This window comes from Amycolatopsis sp. cmx-11-51, from assembly GCF_047608665.1.
In the GTDB taxonomy this organism is placed as follows: Bacteria; Actinomycetota; Actinomycetes; order Mycobacteriales; family Pseudonocardiaceae; genus Amycolatopsis.
This window is the reverse complement of record NZ_JADNQO010000006.1, coordinates 306,153-320,947: the sequence shown is the minus strand read 5'-3', so window position 1 is coordinate 320,947 and position 14,795 is coordinate 306,153. Positions and strand designations below refer to the sequence as shown.

Genomic DNA, 14,795 nt, shown 5'->3' with positions numbered 1-14,795 from the left:
CCATGACCACGATCGCCGAAACCTGGGGCGTCCACGAAAGCCAGTTCTGGCTTCGAGGCGAATTCCCGGCCGACCCGGTCCGTTTCGATCCCGAGGCGGGCATGTGGCACGTCTACGGCCACGCCGAAGCATTGAAGACCTTGAGTGATCCCAAGTTGTTCTCCTCCGACACCGCCCGCCTGATCCCCAAGGAGATGTCTCCGGACAAGGATCAATTCACCGAAGGCAACCTGCTCCAGATGGACCCGCCGGACCACAAGAAGCTGCGCACGCTGGTGAGCCACGCCTTTACCCCGAAGGTCGTCGCCGATCTCGAACCGCGGATCGCCGCGTTGACGAACGAACTCCTCGACGCCGTCGATGGCGCGGACTCGATGGAACTGGTGAACCACCTGGCCTATCCACTGCCGGTGATCGTCATCGCCGAACTGCTCGGTATCCCGGCGAGCGATCGCGATCTGTTCAAGGAATGGGTCGACACGTTGCTGAACAACAGCCAGCAGCTGTCGCTGCTCAAGCAGACGGAGGAGGACAAGAAGGCCGCCGAGGAAACGAGTGAGCAGCTGAACAACCTGGTGGACTACCTCTCCGAGCACGTCGACGACAGGCGGCGGAACCCGCGCGAGGACCTGCTGACCAAACTCGTCGAAGCCGAGGTCGACGGCGGGAAGCTGACTCGGAACGAAGTCGTCAACTTCGCGAACGTGCTGCTGCTCGCCGGGCATATCACCACCACGATGCTGCTCGGGAACACGGTGCTGTGCCTGGATTCCCATCCGGACGAGTACCGGCGCGTCCGAGAGGACCGTTCGCTGCTGCCCGCCACCATCGAGGAGTCATTGCGTTTCCTCAGCCCGTTCGCGCTCGTCGCGCGCGCCACGACGGCCGAGGTCGAATTGGGCGGCCGGACGATCCCGGCGGACAGCATGCTCTTCGTCTGGGTCGCGGCGGCGAACCGGGATCCGCGCGCGTTCACCGATCCGGGCAAGTTCGACCCGGCCAGGAAGCACAACCCCCATCTGGCCTTCGGCCGCGGGATCCACTTCTGCGTCGGCGCCCCGCTCGCCAGGCTCGAAGGCAAGACGGCGCTGAACATCCTGCTGGATCGGTTCCCGGACCTGCGCACCGACCCGGGAACCCCGCCGTCGTTCATCCCCAGCCCGAACATGACCGGGGTGAACGAACTGCGGCTGCTGCTGAAGCCCTAGCGGACGGCGAACCGGGAGGCGAGCGGGATTACCATTCGCGGGATCCGCTTCCCGGGTGTGTACCGCAGTTCGGTGATGTCACCGTTCGGCACGGGGTAGGTGTCGGCGAACGTGCGGAATCCGCGCATGGCCTCGCTGTCCGGGGTGGTGGTCCCGGTCAGCAGTGACCACATGACGGCGCGGATGAAGAGCCCGTGCGTGAAGACGGCGATCGGCCCTGGTTCCCGTTCTCCCACCCGTGCCAGGAATTCCTGGGTGCGGGCGACCAGCCCGGCGAAGGATTCCGCGCCGTTCACCGCGTGGTGCGGATCGGCCCGGTCCCAGTAGGCCTCGGTGTGCGGTCTGCGGATGGCGGTGGTGGTGACCAGTCCATGGAGTTCGCCGAGAAAGGTGAACTCCTGGACAGGCCACTCCTCGCGTTCCGCGCCGGGGAACCGCTCGATCGTCGGCTCGGCCGTCTGCCGCGCCCGCAAGAACGGTGACGTCACGATCAACCGGGGCGGTTCGGCCCACGATTCCGCGACCTCGACGGCTTGCCGTCTGCCGAGTTCGGTCAGGGCCGAAGCCCCCGGCTCACCGCCGGGAAGGCCCGCGTTCGTCTCGCTTTCGCCGTGCCTGATCAACCACACCCGTGCCACGATCGCCTCCTAGACCCCGTGTGCACCGACGATCGCATCGCGTGGGGTCCGCCGCGACTTCCAGGATGCCGTGCTCACCGTGGAAGCAGGCGCGGTTCTCAGCGGTCGAACTGCCCTGGCCTGCGTCCCTCGCCCGCGGGACCGCGGTACGCCTGCGCGATGTCCAGCCAGTGGTCCGCCAGCGCTCCTTCGGCACGGACGTCGAGGTCGTCGCGGTGGCGGCGCCGCGTGACCAGCAGGCAGAAGTCCTCCGCGCTGCCGGTGACCCGCTGCCGCGAGTCCTCGGGACCGAACGTCCACAACTGCCCGGATGGCGAGGTGATCTCGAACCGGAATTCCTGCTCCGGCGGGGTCAGGCCTCGTGCCTCGTAGCCGAAGTCCCGCACCCGGACGGCGAAACCGACCAGGTACGCGAGCCGGTCGGTCCGTTCCGGGCGCACCCCGAGCGCGTCCGCGACGTCCTGGCCGTGTGCGAACAGTTCCATCATCCCGGCGCAGGCCAGGATGGCCGGCGGCAGCGGGTTGACCAGCCACGGCACGACCTGGTCCGCCGGGACGGCGGCGAGCGCCTTGATACCCGCGTCGCGTTCGGCGCGCCACCGGCCCAGCACCACCTCGTCGGGATCACCGAGGTAGTCGTCGAGAGCCGCGTTGACGGCGGCGTCGAACCCGCGCGCCATCGAAGTCTTCGCGAGTTCGACGAACTTCTGCGGCTCGGCCGCGGCCAGCCCGGCGATCTTGAAGATGAAGGAAAGGTGAGCGATCTGGTGCTTGACCGACCAGCCGACGGCGGGCGTCGGCGACGCCCAGCCCGCGTCGTCCAGATCGGCCACCAGGGCGTCGACCTGTTCACCTTCCGCGGTGAGGTCCTTGATCACGTTCCGGAAATCAGTCACCGTGCCGTCCTCTCGCCGTTTGCACCCTCTCCGATGATGCGGACGCGCCGTGCCGTCGTCTTCTCCTCACGAGCCCGGCGGAATTTCGAGCTTGATTCTGGAGCCGGGTCCAGGTTCTACCCTCGAATCATGCGAACCGACGCGACGCCGGCGGCGTTGACCATCTCCCAGGTGACCTCCCGGGCCGGCGTGCGACCGGACACCGTGCGCTATTACGAGCGCATCGGCCTCCTTCCCACGCCGGCGCGGACGACCGGGGCGCATCGGCGCTACGACGAGGACGTCATCGACAGGCTGCGGTTCATCCGCGGCACCCAGCGGCTCGGGCTGACGCTGACGGAGATCGGCGACCTGCTGAGCGTCCGCGACACCGGGGTGTGCCCCTGCGAACCCGCCGAAACCATGTTGGAACGCCATCTCACCGAGATCGACGCGGAGATGACGCGACTCGGCGCGCTGCACGCCGAACTCACTTCCATGCTGTCCGGGATGACCGGCGAGAACTGCGCCGATCCCCTTCCCGGCGCATGGTGCCCGCCTGACCGCGAACCCAAGGGAGGAGGTGGATGACCATGCGGATCGACGACTGGTGCGACTGCGACTGCTGCGGCACCGGCTGCTGCTGACCCGCTTCGGCGGGACCGGCCGGGCTTGACGTCACCCGGCCGGTCATCCGAGGTCAGTCCTGCGGCAGGAGCACCGTCTTCCCGATCCGGTCCTTGCAGACTTCGGCCGAATAGGCCATCAGCCCACCCGCCTGCGCGTCCCGGAACAGCCGCTGGATCGGCGAAGTGCGCAGGAAGCCCGAGCCGCCGCCGGCTTTCAGCGCCAGCTGCGCGACGTCGCGGGCGATGTCGTTCGCGAGCACCTTCGCCGTCATGGTCGCGGGCAGGAATTCCGGTGAGTTCCGATCCGCCAGCCACGCCATGTTCCGGGAGTACACGCGAGCGGCTTCGAGGCGGGTGTGGACGTTCGCGACCTCGAACTGAAGCCATTGCATTTCGGCGAGCGGCTGCCCGGTCACGGGGATGACGCGGCTCCGGGAATGTGAAATCAGTGCCTCCTCCGCCGCGTCGGCTATCCCCAGTGACAGGAAGGCGAGCCCGGCTCCGATGTGGTTCGGGCGCCGTTCGGTCGAGGGCGGGCATCTGCGGTCTTCCCGCAGTACGGTCCCTTCGAAGGAGACGAGCTGGCTGCGGCTGGCTCGCAGTCCCATCGTGTCCCAGATGGGCACGAAGGTCATCGTGTCGTCCGGTGACACACCGAAGAAGGTGGGCACACCGTCGACGAGCGCGTTGACCAGGAAGTGCTCGGCGGCCTCACAGCCGGAGACGAACCGCTTGGCGCCGGTGAGCCGGAACCCGCCGTCGACGGGCTCGGCGATCTGTTGCGGCATCAGGAACATGTTGCCGCTGCTCGGTTCGGACAGCGCGTTGGCGAACCGCTTGCCCTCGATGAGTTCCCCGGCGTAGAAGCGGCCCACTTCGGGAGCGGACAGCTGGACCAGTCCGACGGCGGCGCCGATGTGCATCACCCAGATGCACGCCGTCGAGGAACAAGCCGCGCTGAGGATCCTGACGATCTCGCCGTAGGACCGATAGCTGAGGCCCTCGCCACCGAACTCCGCGGGCAGGGTCGCCCTGTCGAGCCCGGTCGCATGCAAGGCGCGAAGGTTGGCGATGGGCAACTCGGCTGTTTCGTCGAACTCGGCGGCGCTTGCGGCGAAGTCCTTCGCCAGTTCGGTGACGGTTTCGATCCAGTGGCGTTCGTGGGCGGGCGGGGCGAACGGATGGGCGGGCTCGGTCATGCCCCGCATCATGCCGGAGTCGCGAAGGCCTCCTCACCACGCCGGGAACTGGCGAGGAAACACTGGCTGAGATCGCCCGGTCGGCCGAGCCGGCGAACATCGGCCAGCACACGAGAACCCCTGACCAGCTCGATGACGCCACCGACGCCGTGCGGCGCGCCATCACCCGGTTTCGAGCCGAAGGCGACGTCTGTCATGTCCTCTTCACGATGAATGTCGCCGTCGAGGTACTACCGCGCTTCGGCGGGCCTGTCGAAGCGGTCACCTTGGAGCCGCGATCCTGCACCGCGCCAACCAGTTGGGATTGGGCCGAACGAGCGTCTCCCAGGCCGGTGGGGGCCGCTATGAGACCGAGTTGGCCGAACACCCACCCCGGCCCAAGGTCTCGCCGCGGAAGCCGAGGGCGTCCGCCTGAACTGGACGGAAATGATCGAACTCGCCGACGCGGAGCGGATCTGACGATCGTGGCGAGGACGCTGCAAGTGCCCCGGACGGGGATCGAACCCGCACTGGGTCGATTTTAAGTCGACTGCCTCTGCCAGTTGGGCTACCGGGGCACCGACATCCTAGGCGATGACCATCAGTTCGCCGCCTCAGTACGCCGATACTCGAATCACCGGAGACCGAGCTCATTCCACTCGTCGATTGTCACGTAGCCGGTAGAGCCGCAGAAAGGCTCAAGCGCGCCGGCCACGGTCGTCACGGTCACAAGAGCGAACGCCGCGGTCCAGCCGTTGAGGTTCTGTGGATGATCGTGGACACCGCGGACAAAGTGAGCAGAAACTTGATCGACAAGGCGGCCAGCGGAAACGTCTGTTCCGAGAGCGGGCGTGCGCGTTGTCTCCAAGACATGTTTCGCCAGGTCAACTGGAGCCAGGCCAGTGGCGAGCGGAACGGCGGGTAACGACCTGCACCGACACACCCTGAACGCCGTGAAGGTCTCCTTTCCTACTTTTCAAAGTAGGAAAGGAGACCTTCACGGAACCTACGAACTCAGGACTTCGACAGCCTGTCGAACTCTTCGCGCGGGTTGTTGATCTGGCCGAGCGAGATGACCTCACGCCGGAACAGGCCGCCGAGCATCCAGTCGAACAGGATGCGGATCTTGCGGTTCCACGTCGGCATCGCCTTGAGGTGGTACGCGCGGTGGAAGAGCCAGGCCGGGAAGCCCTTGATCTTCAGGTTCAGCGCGTCGGCGACACCCTTGTGCAGGCCGAGGCTGGCCACCGCACCCAGGTTCTTGTGGTAGTAGTCCTTCGGCTTGCCGCCGCGGATCACCTTGATGATGTTCTTCGCCAGCAGCCGTGCCTGGCGGACGGCGTGCTGCGCGTTCGGCGGGCAGGTCGCGGTCGGGTCCTGCTCGGTGCGTGAGAGGTCCGGCACGGCGGCGTTGTCACCGGCTGTCCAGACGTCGGGGTGCCCGACGACCTGCATCGCGGCGGTGGCCTCGACGCGGCCGCGCTTGTCCAGCGGCAGATCCGAACTGGCGAGCACCGGGTTCGCCTTCACACCGGCGGTCCAAATGATCGTGTCGGTGTCGAACTCGGTGCCGTCCGAAAGCACGACGTGACCGTTCTCGAACGACTTCGCCGCTGTCGACAAATAGACTTCGATGCCGCGCTTCTCGAGCTGCTCGACGGTGTACACACCGAGCGTCTCCCGCACCTCGGGGAGGATCCGCCCCGCCGCCTCGACGAGCACCCAGCGGATGTCCTCGACCTTGAGGTTCGGGTAGTAGTGCTCCACCGCGAAGCGGGTCATGTCCTCGAGTTCGGCGAGCGCCTCGATACCGGCGAACCCGCCGCCGACGACGGTGAACGTCAGCAGGCGCTTACGCTGCTCGGGATCGAGCGTGCTGGCGGCCTCGTCCAGCTTCGTCATGACGTGGTTGCGCAGGTAGATCGCCTCACCGATGGTCTTGAAGGCGATGCCTTCCTCGACCAGGCCCGGAATCGGCAGGATGCGTGCGACAGCGCCGAGCGCGACCACGAGGACGTCGTAGTTCAGCTGCTCGACGTGGCCGTCGGCGGCCTCGACCGTGACGGCCTTGCGGTCGTGCTCGATCTTCGTCACCCGTGCGGTGAGCACGTGGCAGCGCTTGAGCACGCGCCGCAGCGGCACGACCACGTGCCGCGGTTCGATCGCACCGGCCGCCGCCTCGGGCAGGAAGGGGGCATAGGTCATGTGCGGCTGCGGGTCAACGACCGTCACGGACGCTTCGTTGGCCCGGAGCATCTTCTGGAGCCCGTACGCCGTGTAGAGCCCGACGTACCCACCACCGAGGACGAGGATCCGTGTCGGTTCCGACTTAACACCAGCCATATTTCTATAGTCGCACCCATCAGCTGAGATCGCTCGGATACCCCATCCCGCTGTGACCAGCGTCGCCACGGTTTCCGCACCGATTCAGTTCAGGCCGGCCGCCGAGGTCGCGGAGGCCAGGACGTCGCACACCATGTCAAGCGTCAGGCGGCCGGTCTGGACATTGCGCTGCGACACGTGGTAACAGCCGAAGAGGCGCAGGTCACCGAGTCTCACCTCGGCTCCGTGTCCGAACTTCGGGCGCGGCGTCGGCACCGTCCAGCCCGCCTCGGCGAGCACCGGCAGCAAGGCCTGCCAGCCGAACGCGCCGAGCACGACGACGGCCTTAAGCGTCGGCCTCAGCAAGGTGAGCTCTTCGGCGAGCCAAGATCGGCAGGTGTCCCGTTCCTCAGGTGTGGGCTTGTTGGCGGGTGGCGCGCATCTCACCGGGGAGACCATCCGGGTCCCGCGCAGTTCGAGACCGTCACCGATATGGGTCGACGTCGGCTGCGAAGCGACACCGACCCGGTGAAGGGCCTTGAACAGGACGTCACCGGAGGGGTCGCCGGTGAACATGCGACCGGTCCGGTTCGCACCGTGCGCCGAGGGGGCGAGGCCGACGATCGCCAGCGACGCGTCCGGCGGGCCGAACCCGGGCACAGGCCGGGCCCAGTAGGTGTCGCCGGCGAAGGCAGCGCGTTTGACCACGGCGATCTCCTCGCGCCACGCGACCAGCCGCGGACAGGCGCGGCAGCCGACGACCTCGGCGTCGAGTTCGGCGACGGTGCGGAACTTCATGACGCCTCTTTCAGTGCGTCGCGGCAGAGACGATCGGCGTGCCGGGTCGTCTCCGGCTGCCGGAACTCCGGACACAACCGCAGTACCTGACGGCAAGCGTTGTCCAGGGAGATCTTGTGGCCGACGGAGACGTAGACGGGCTTCACGCCGTCCTGGGTGCGCAGGACCATTCCGACGACCTCGCCGTCGTCCACCAGGGGTTCCTTGGCGCCACGCTCCCGCCCTGGCTCGCCGTGTTCGCCGATGAAACGGGTCTTGCCGACACCGAGGGTCGGCAAGCCGGTCACGACGCCGACGTGGCACGCCAGCCCGAACCGGCGCGGATGGGCCAGCCCGTGCCCGTCGCAGACCAGGAGGTCCGGGGTGCGCTCGAGCGCGCGCAACGCTTCGAGCAGCGGGGGCAGCTCACGAAAAGCGAAAAGGCCCGGTTCGTATGGGAACGAGACCTCGGAGACGACGGTCCGCTTTTCCACGACGCGGAAATCGGCGGTTTCGAGAGTGACCGCGGCGGCGGCGATGAGACCACTGTCCTCGTCGTAGGCGACGTCCAGCCCGGTGACCGTCACGATCTCTTGTGGACAACGGTCCTCGCGATCGACCAGGCCACGCAGTGTCTCCTGGAGTTCGATCGCTTCGGCGGTCGTGTTCGGGCGATCATGCGTCGTGACGATGTCCACCCGTACAGACTGCCAGTAAGTTGGGACCATGCCGGACACCAATCCCGAGGAAAAGTCCACCGACGAGCAGGACACCCCGTCGGTGGAAACCAAGATCGAGCCGATCGACGACCTGGTCACGACGAAGCACACGCTGACGCTCAAGCGCAGAAAGCTCGCGTATACGGCCCAGACCGGGCGGATCGTGCTGCGGAAGGAGGTCATCACCGACGGCAAGTCCGAAGGCCACAAGGCCAAGGCCGAGGTGTTCGTGATTTCGTACACGCTCGACGACGCGGAACCCGGCACGCGTCCGGTCACGTTCGCGTTCAACGGCGGTCCCGGCTCCGCGAGCGTCTGGCTGCACATGGGCCTGCTCGGACCGCGCCGCGTGCTGTCCGGCGACGTCGACGACCCGGTCGCGCCGCCCTACGGGCTGACCGACAACCAGGAAACCCTGCTGGCGCACAGCGACCTGGTGTTCATCGACCCGGTGTCGACCGGCTACTCACGTGCCGTGGACGGCGAGAAGGCCAAGGAGTACCACGGGTACACGGCCGACATCGAGTCCATCGGCGAGGTCATCCGGCTGTGGGTCTCGCGCAAACAGCGCTGGCTGTCGCCGAAGTTCCTGGCGGGCGAGTCGTACGGCACGCTCCGCGCGGCCGGGCTGGCGGCGCATTTGCAGGAACGCCACGGGATGTACCTGAACGGGCTGCTGCTGATCTCGTCGGTGCTGGATCTCGGCACGTTGCGGTTCACTGAGGGCAACGACCTGCCGTACACGCTCTACGTCCCGACGTACGCGGCGATCGCGCACTACCACGGCCTCCACGGCGACCGCCCGCTCGACGACGTCCTCGCGGACGCCGAAGACTTCGCCGCCAAGGAACTCCCCTGGGCTCTCGCGCGCGGCGCGCGTCTATCCACACAGGACCGCGCCGAGGCCGTCGCGACACTCGCTTCCCTGACGGGACTAGGTGAGTCCTATGTGGACCGCGTGAACCTGCGGATCGAGCACGTCCGGTACTTCACCGAGCTGCTGCGGGACAAGGGTCTTGTCGTCGGCCGGATGGACGGCCGGTTCACCACCTGGGAGCCCGACGGCGGCCGCGAGCACATGAGCGACGATCCGTCGATTTCACGGATCATCGGCGCCTACGCCGCCGGGCTCAACCACTACGTGCGCGCGGAACTGGGTTACGAAAACGACCTGCCGTACGAGGTCCTTTCGACGGACGTGTTCAAGGCCTGGTCGTACTCGGACTTCGAGGGGCGCTCAGTGTCCTCTGTGGACTCCCTCGCCTCGGCCATGCGCGCCAATCCGCACCTTCGGGTGCACGTCGCTTTCGGTCACTACGATGGCGCGACACCCTACTTCGCTTCGGAACACGTCCTTGCGCGCCTGCAGATTCCCGAGGAACTGCGGGAGAACATCGACACGGCGTACTACCCCGCCGGGCACATGATGTACGTGAACGAGGAGTCACGGGTGCGGCAGTCGAAGGATCTGGCGAAGTTCGTGAAAGCCGCTTCGGGGCGGTGACTCACCTTCGTCACCTACTGCCTCGCCTAGTGCTATGAACGGTCCGTTCCTTGCAAATTTCGCAAGGAACGGACCGTTCATAGCACTCTGGCACCGACTTCTGTCGGTTCTCCGGTTCACGATGTCGACATGTACCTATCCAGAGCTCCGCTTACAGACTCATACCTACGTCAACACAGCCGATACGACGTCATCCGTGTGGCGACCCTGGAGGAACTGGGGGTCACGCAAAGCACGTCGTACCGAAGATGCCAGCCTGGCGGAAGATGGACTCATCTGCTCCCAGGCATCGTCCTTCTCTCGAAGGAACAACCGACCGCGCGACAACGAGTCGAAGCGGCGTTGATGCTCACCGACGGCCTGGGGGTTGTCACCGGCTTCGAGGCCGCGCGACGGTATGGCCTACGCCAGGCCGGACCTCACGGAACCGTCCACGTACTCATTCCCGAACAGCGCAAAGTGCGAAGCGTCAAGTTCACAATCATCGAAAGAACGATCACCATGCCGGAACGTCGCGTGATCGAAGGAGTCCCACTGGCGGCGCCGGCTCGAGCTGTCCTGGACGGCGTTAGGCGTATCCGCGTCCTCGACCCGGTTAGAGCCGTGCTCATCGAAGCCGTTGAGACAGGTCTGTGCACAGTCGATGAGCTGAGCGGCGAACTCGAGTCGGGCAGCAGACGCGGAACGGCCCTCCCGCGTGCCGTGCTCCGAGAGCTAGCGGCCGAGGTCAAGTCGGTACCCGAAGCAGCGGCATTGGCGATTTGGAAGAAAACAGGGCTGCCTCCAGCCGAGCAGAACGTCAAGATCTACGACGCTTTCGGCAACTACATCGGCAAACCCGACTCATGGTGTGATGAGCTCGCCATGGCATGGGAAATCGATTCGTATGCCTTCCACTTCGGCAGGGACGCTTACCGCAAGACTCTCCACCGCAACAATCGATACGCGGCCGCAGGAATCGTCGTCGTGCAAACCTTGCCGTCCCGGATTCGCGACGAGCCGGACAAGGTCATCGCCGAGCTCCGTGCCGCTGCCGAGGCCGCGGCACGCCGCCCGAGGCCAGCCATTTTTGTGGTCCGAAGAGATCGGGCCGCCTGACAGCCCAACCCATCGCGCCATGAACGGTCCGTTCCTCGCAAATTTCGCAAGGAACGGACCGTTCATGGCATCCGGAGAAGCTAAAGCATCAGCCTCGCAGGTACTGGGAACCGCGAGTGACGGCCGACCAGGCGTCGACGGCACCGTGACCGTAGAAGCCGTTGAACGAAGCGTCACCCGTACAAGTGGCGGTGAACGAAGCGTCCCGGCCTTCCTTCAGGTAGTCGACGGTCCGCGGCACCGGGCAGGCGATGTCCGAAGCCGTGCCCTCGAGCACTCGCTGCACCGCGTCCGGGTTCATCCCGAAGTCGCGGGAACCCTTGCCGTAATGCGAAACGATGAGCGCGGCGACACCGGTCGCGTGGGGCGACGCCATCGACGTGCCCTGCAGCCACTGGTAGTAGCCGACCCGTCCGTCGGCGGCGGTCGCCTTCTGGACACCGGCGGTGACACCGTCGGGAGTGATGTTCCCGGCCGCGTCGATGTTGCCTTCCGCGACGCCGACGTTGCGCGGGTACGTCGAGAGGATCTGGTTCTCGACCGTGCGGTACCACGGGGTGCCGAAGTAGTCACGGAAGTAACCACCGGGCGCGGAGACCGAGATCTGCTCGACGCCGTAGTTCGAGTAGTCCGCCTTCGCCTGCGAAGGCCCGAAGGACGAAACGCCGATCGTGTGCGGGCCTTCGATGGGCAGCGAGAGACAGCTCGCGTTGTCGATCGGCCGCGGGTGCGTGCTGTTCGACGGGTAGCCGGGGCTCGTCACGTCCTGCTGCGGAGCGGCGAGGTCGCTGTGCTGGTTGCCCAGCGAGACGACCTGGGTGACGCCCTTGCGGTGCGCGTAGTTCAGCGCACGGGTCGTCGCCTCGATGATGGTGCGCTGCTCGGCTTGCTGCGCGGGCGTGTCCGCCGCGTTCGAGGTGCAGTTGTAGAGCCACGGGTCCGTGTAGAAGCTCATGTTGACGACGTCCACACCGGCGTCGCCGGCGTAGGTGATGGCGTCCACGGTCGACTGCAGGAAGAAGAAGCCCGAGTCCTGCCCGGCGCGGATGTTCACCAGCGTCACGTTCGGCGCGACGCCCGAGACACCGAAGCCGTTCGCGGCGGCGCCGATGGTGCCGGCGACGTGCGTGCCGTGCCCGTTGTCGTCGTGGTCCGCCGGGTCCTTGCAGCCGCGGTATTCACACGGCCCGTCGACGACGGCGCCGTTCACGTCGGAGACGATGTCCTTCGTGAAGTTCCGCGACGCGGCGAGGTCGAAGTTCGGCGCGATGTCCGGGTGGCTCGCGTCGACACCGGTGTCGATGATGCCGACCTTTACCCGCTTGTCACCCGGTTGCTTGGTGCGCGAAAGGTCCGAACGGACGGACTGGAGACCCCAGAGCTGATCGTCGAGCGGGTCCATGCCGACGGTCTTCGGCTTTGCCGGCTTCTTGGCCGACGCGGCACCGCGGCCCTCCTTCTCGACGACGTTCGGCTTGGGCTTCGCCTTGCCGTTCTTCGGCGCGGTGCCAATCGGCTTCGCTTTGGCCGCACCGAAAACCGAGCGGTCCGCGGAGACCTGTTCGGCGAAACCGTTGGCGGGCGCGGTCGCGGTGACCAAGCCGACAGCGGCGTTGCTCGTCACGACGGTTCCCCCGGCGGCGCGAATCGCCTTTTCCACCGAAGCGACACCTTGCCCTTCACGGGCCAGCACGGAGAATTCGGTCGCCGCCCCGGAAAGCTGCGGCTGCGCGGACGCCGTCGGCGCAGCCACGACAGCGCCGAACAGCGGTACCGCGAGCGCGAAGACGAGAGATCTGGATCTTTTCATTTCCTGCCTCCATAGAAACGATTAACGCAAACCAAGTCCCTACCAAAGTCAAGGAACGACGGTTTTCTCCTCCGCGAAATGGCAGGCGGACAAATGCCCACCGGTCCGCGTGATCAATTCCGGTTCCTGATCCGCGCACAAATCCCGCGCCTTCCAGCACCGGGTACGGAACCGGCAGCCCGACGGCGGATCCAGCGGACTCGGCACGTCCCCTTCCAGGCGGATCACCTGCCGCTGTCCGCGCAGCGCCGGATCCGCGACCGGGACCGCGGACAGCAGCGCCTGGGTGTACGGATGCGACGGATGTTCGTAGATCTCCTCTTCCGTGCCCATTTCCACGATCTTGCCGAGATACATCACCGCGACCCGCGTGGAAAGGTGACGGACAACGGACAGGTCGTGTGCGATGAACACGTAGGAGAGGCCGAATTCCTTCTGCAGTTCACCGAGCAGGTTCATCACCTGCGCCTGGATCGAAACGTCCAGTGCGGAGACCGGTTCGTCGCAGATGATGACCTTCGGCCGCAACGCCAGCGCCCGCGCGATCCCGATGCGCTGGCGCTGCCCGCCGGAGAACTGGTGCGGATAGCGGTTGATGTGCTCGGGATTCAGCCCGACGACGTCGAGCAACTCCCGCACCTTCGCCGCCCGCGATCCCTTCGGCGCCACCTCGGTGTGGATCTCGAAGGGCTCGCCGATGATGTCGCCGACCGTCATCCTCGGGTTCAGCGAGGTGTACGGATCCTGCAGCACGATCTGGATCTCGCGCCGCAACTTCCTGAGTTCGGCTCCCCGCAAGGCGAAGATGTCACGGCCTTCGAAGGTCGCGAGCCCGCCCGTCGGCTCCTCCAGCCGCATCAGCACCTGGGCCAAGGTGGACTTACCGCAACCGGATTCCCCCACCACACCAAGGGTTTCCCCTGGCATGAGATCGAAGGAGACCCCGTCGACCGCTTTCACCTGGCCGATCGTGCGTTTGAAGAGAACCCCGGCCCGCACCGGGAAGTACTTCACCAGGTTCTCGACCCGCAGAATGGGTTCAGACACGACCGCTCACCACCTCGTCGGCGAAATGACAGGCGCTGACCCGGCCGAAACCGAGGGTGTGCAGGGCGGGCCGTTCGGACTCGCACCGGCTCTCCGCCCGCGGGCAGCGCGGATGGAACGGGCAACCGGGCGGGACGTTCAGCAGGCTCGGCGGCAGTCCCTTGATGGTCTCCAGCGTCTGTCCTTTGAGGTCGAGCCGCGGCAGTGAGGCCATCAGCGCCTCGGTGTAGGGATGCCCCGGCGAACGGAACAACTCGGCGACGTCGGCCTGTTCGACGATCCGGCCCGCGTACATCACCGCGATCCGGTCGGCGACCTCGGCGACCACCGCCAGATCATGGGTGATCAGGATCAGCCCCATCCGCCGCTCGGCCTGGATCTCCGCCAGCAGGTCCATGATCTGGGCCTGCACGGTGACGTCCAGCGCGGTCGTCGGTTCGTCCGCGATCAGCAGGTCCGGGTCGAGCGCGAGTGACATCGCGATCATCGCGCGCTGCCGCATCCCGCCGGAGAACTGGTGCGGGTACTCGCGGATCCGCCGGGCGGCGGCCGGGATGCGGACGGTGTCGAGGAGTTCGATCGCCCGCTTGCGTGCGTCCTTTTTGGACATACCGAGCCGGACCCGCAGTTGTTCCTCGATCTGGAACCCCACGGTGAAGACCGGGTTCAGCGCGGAGAGCGCGTCTTGGAAGATCATCGCGATCTCCCCGCCCCGGACCGCACGCCGCCGCTCTTCGGTGGCGGTGAGCAGGTCCTCGCCGCGATAGCGGACGGCCCCACCGGTGACGACGGCGGGCGGGCTGTCGAGGATCCCCATCACCGTCTGCGCGGTCACGCTCTTGCCCGAACCGGACTCTCCCAGCACGGCGAGGGTTTCCCCGGCGCGCACGGAGTAGTCGACGCCGTTGAGCACGGTCGCGACGCCGTCGGACGTACGGAATTCGACGTGGAGGTCTTCCACCTCGAGCAACAGTTCGTCGGACACAGCCG

Annotated in this window: 14 protein-coding genes and 1 tRNA gene; 4 read left to right on the top strand and 11 right to left on the bottom strand. The window is 66.4% G+C overall.

The window, feature by feature from the left end:
• The first annotated feature begins 2 nt into the window (after positions 1-2).
• The gene (locus ACM6LU_RS23275) at positions 3-1,208 is read left to right on the top strand and encodes a cytochrome P450 (RefSeq protein ID WP_414939846.1); all 1,206 of its coding nucleotides are present in this window, start codon (positions 3-5) and stop codon (positions 1,206-1,208) included.
• Here the strand turns inward: ACM6LU_RS23275 and ACM6LU_RS23270 are convergent.
• Both ACM6LU_RS23270 and ACM6LU_RS23265 read right to left on the bottom strand, forming a co-directional pair.
• Positions 1,205-1,846: a histidine phosphatase family protein gene (locus ACM6LU_RS23270; protein ID WP_414939845.1), complete on the bottom strand. Its 642-nt coding sequence runs from the start codon at positions 1,844-1,846 to the stop codon at positions 1,205-1,207. The two genes, ACM6LU_RS23275 and ACM6LU_RS23270, sit on opposite strands and share 4 nt — an antisense overlap.
• A 98-nt stretch (positions 1,847-1,944) precedes the next feature.
• The gene (locus ACM6LU_RS23265; RefSeq protein ID WP_414939844.1) at positions 1,945-2,742 is read right to left on the bottom strand and encodes a TIGR03084 family metal-binding protein; all 798 of its coding nucleotides are present in this window, start codon (positions 2,740-2,742) and stop codon (positions 1,945-1,947) included.
• Between the two features lie 129 nt (positions 2,743-2,871).
• Here ACM6LU_RS23265 and ACM6LU_RS23260 point away from each other — a divergent pair, with 129 nt between their 5' ends.
• Entirely contained in the window at positions 2,872-3,312 is a 441-nt protein-coding gene (locus ACM6LU_RS23260; protein WP_414939843.1) for a heavy metal-responsive transcriptional regulator, read from the top strand.
• A gap of 109 nt (positions 3,313-3,421) precedes the next feature.
• Here the strand turns inward: ACM6LU_RS23260 and ACM6LU_RS23255 are convergent, their stop codons facing one another.
• From ACM6LU_RS23255 to nfi, 6 genes are all read right to left on the bottom strand, one after another.
• Positions 3,422-4,549, bottom strand: a complete 1,128-nt coding sequence (locus tag ACM6LU_RS23255) for an acyl-CoA dehydrogenase family protein (RefSeq protein ID WP_414939842.1) — start codon at positions 4,547-4,549, stop codon at positions 3,422-3,424.
• Between the two features lie 8 nt (positions 4,550-4,557).
• A complete protein-coding gene (locus ACM6LU_RS23250; protein WP_414939841.1) occupies positions 4,558-4,746 on the bottom strand; it encodes a hypothetical protein in 189 nt (62 codons plus the stop codon).
• Between the two features lie 286 nt (positions 4,747-5,032).
• Positions 5,033-5,106, bottom strand: a tRNA-Leu gene (locus ACM6LU_RS23245).
• A 436-nt stretch (positions 5,107-5,542) separates the two neighbouring features.
• Positions 5,543-6,871, bottom strand: coding sequence for an NAD(P)/FAD-dependent oxidoreductase (locus tag ACM6LU_RS23240; RefSeq protein ID WP_076159416.1), 1,329 nt, complete (start codon positions 6,869-6,871; stop codon positions 5,543-5,545).
• An 84-nt stretch (positions 6,872-6,955) separates the two neighbouring features.
• Positions 6,956-7,648, bottom strand: a complete 693-nt coding sequence (locus ACM6LU_RS23235; protein WP_414939840.1) for a uracil-DNA glycosylase — start codon at positions 7,646-7,648, stop codon at positions 6,956-6,958.
• Positions 7,645-8,325, bottom strand: a complete 681-nt coding sequence (gene nfi, locus ACM6LU_RS23230; protein WP_414939839.1) for a deoxyribonuclease V — start codon at positions 8,323-8,325, stop codon at positions 7,645-7,647. The genes ACM6LU_RS23235 and nfi overlap by 4 nt, the downstream gene beginning before the upstream one ends.
• Before the next feature lie 28 nt (positions 8,326-8,353).
• Between nfi and ACM6LU_RS23225 the strand changes: the two genes are divergently transcribed.
• Together ACM6LU_RS23225 and ACM6LU_RS23220 are read left to right on the top strand one after the other, a co-directional pair.
• Entirely contained in the window at positions 8,354-9,850 is a 1,497-nt protein-coding gene (locus tag ACM6LU_RS23225) for a S10 family peptidase (RefSeq protein WP_414939838.1), read from the top strand.
• 345 nt (positions 9,851-10,195) lie between these two features.
• Positions 10,196-10,948 carry a hypothetical protein gene (locus tag ACM6LU_RS23220; protein ID WP_414939837.1) on the top strand — a complete coding sequence of 251 codons (753 nt, stop codon included), beginning with the start codon at positions 10,196-10,198 and terminating at the stop codon, positions 10,946-10,948.
• 88 nt (positions 10,949-11,036) lie between these two features.
• Here ACM6LU_RS23220 and ACM6LU_RS23215 read toward each other — a convergent pair whose 3' ends face one another.
• Genes ACM6LU_RS23215 through ACM6LU_RS23205 form a run of 3 tightly spaced genes read right to left on the bottom strand, consistent with a single transcriptional unit; the run spans position 11,037 to position 14,790 of the window.
• Positions 11,037-12,758 carry a S8 family serine peptidase gene (locus tag ACM6LU_RS23215; protein ID WP_414939836.1) on the bottom strand — a complete coding sequence of 574 codons (1,722 nt, stop codon included), beginning with the start codon at positions 12,756-12,758 and terminating at the stop codon, positions 11,037-11,039.
• 48 nt (positions 12,759-12,806) lie between these two features.
• On the bottom strand, positions 12,807-13,805 hold the full coding sequence (locus ACM6LU_RS23210; RefSeq protein ID WP_414939835.1) for an ABC transporter ATP-binding protein: 999 nt from the start codon (positions 13,803-13,805) through the stop codon (positions 12,807-12,809).
• Complete coding sequence (locus tag ACM6LU_RS23205) at positions 13,798-14,790, bottom strand: ABC transporter ATP-binding protein (protein ID WP_414939834.1); 993 nt, start codon at positions 14,788-14,790, stop codon at positions 13,798-13,800. Before ACM6LU_RS23205 ends, ACM6LU_RS23210 begins: the two co-directional genes overlap by 8 nt.
• Between the last annotated feature and the right edge of the window lie 5 nt (positions 14,791-14,795).

Bases quoted from the DNA above. Each gene is read 5' to 3' on its own strand.
- ACM6LU_RS23275 (WP_414939846.1), top strand. From the start codon at position 3: ATGACCACGATCGCCGAAACCTGGGGCGTCCACGAAAGCCAGTTCTGG.
- ACM6LU_RS23260 (WP_414939843.1), top strand. From the start codon at position 2,872: ATGCGAACCGACGCGACGCCGGCGGCGTTGACCATCTCCCAGGTGACC.
- ACM6LU_RS23255 (WP_414939842.1), bottom strand. From the start codon at position 4,549: ATGACCGAGCCCGCCCATCCGTTCGCCCCGCCCGCCCACGAACGCCAC.
- ACM6LU_RS23250 (WP_414939841.1), bottom strand. From the start codon at position 4,746: ATGACAGACGTCGCCTTCGGCTCGAAACCGGGTGATGGCGCGCCGCAC.
- ACM6LU_RS23240 (WP_076159416.1), bottom strand. From the start codon at position 6,871: ATGGCTGGTGTTAAGTCGGAACCGACACGGATCCTCGTCCTCGGTGGT.
- ACM6LU_RS23235 (WP_414939840.1), bottom strand. From the start codon at position 7,648: ATGAAGTTCCGCACCGTCGCCGAACTCGACGCCGAGGTCGTCGGCTGC.
- ACM6LU_RS23225 (WP_414939838.1), top strand. From the start codon at position 8,354: ATGCCGGACACCAATCCCGAGGAAAAGTCCACCGACGAGCAGGACACC.
- ACM6LU_RS23220 (WP_414939837.1), top strand. From the start codon at position 10,196: ATGCTCACCGACGGCCTGGGGGTTGTCACCGGCTTCGAGGCCGCGCGA.
- ACM6LU_RS23215 (WP_414939836.1), bottom strand. From the start codon at position 12,758: ATGAAAAGATCCAGATCTCTCGTCTTCGCGCTCGCGGTACCGCTGTTC.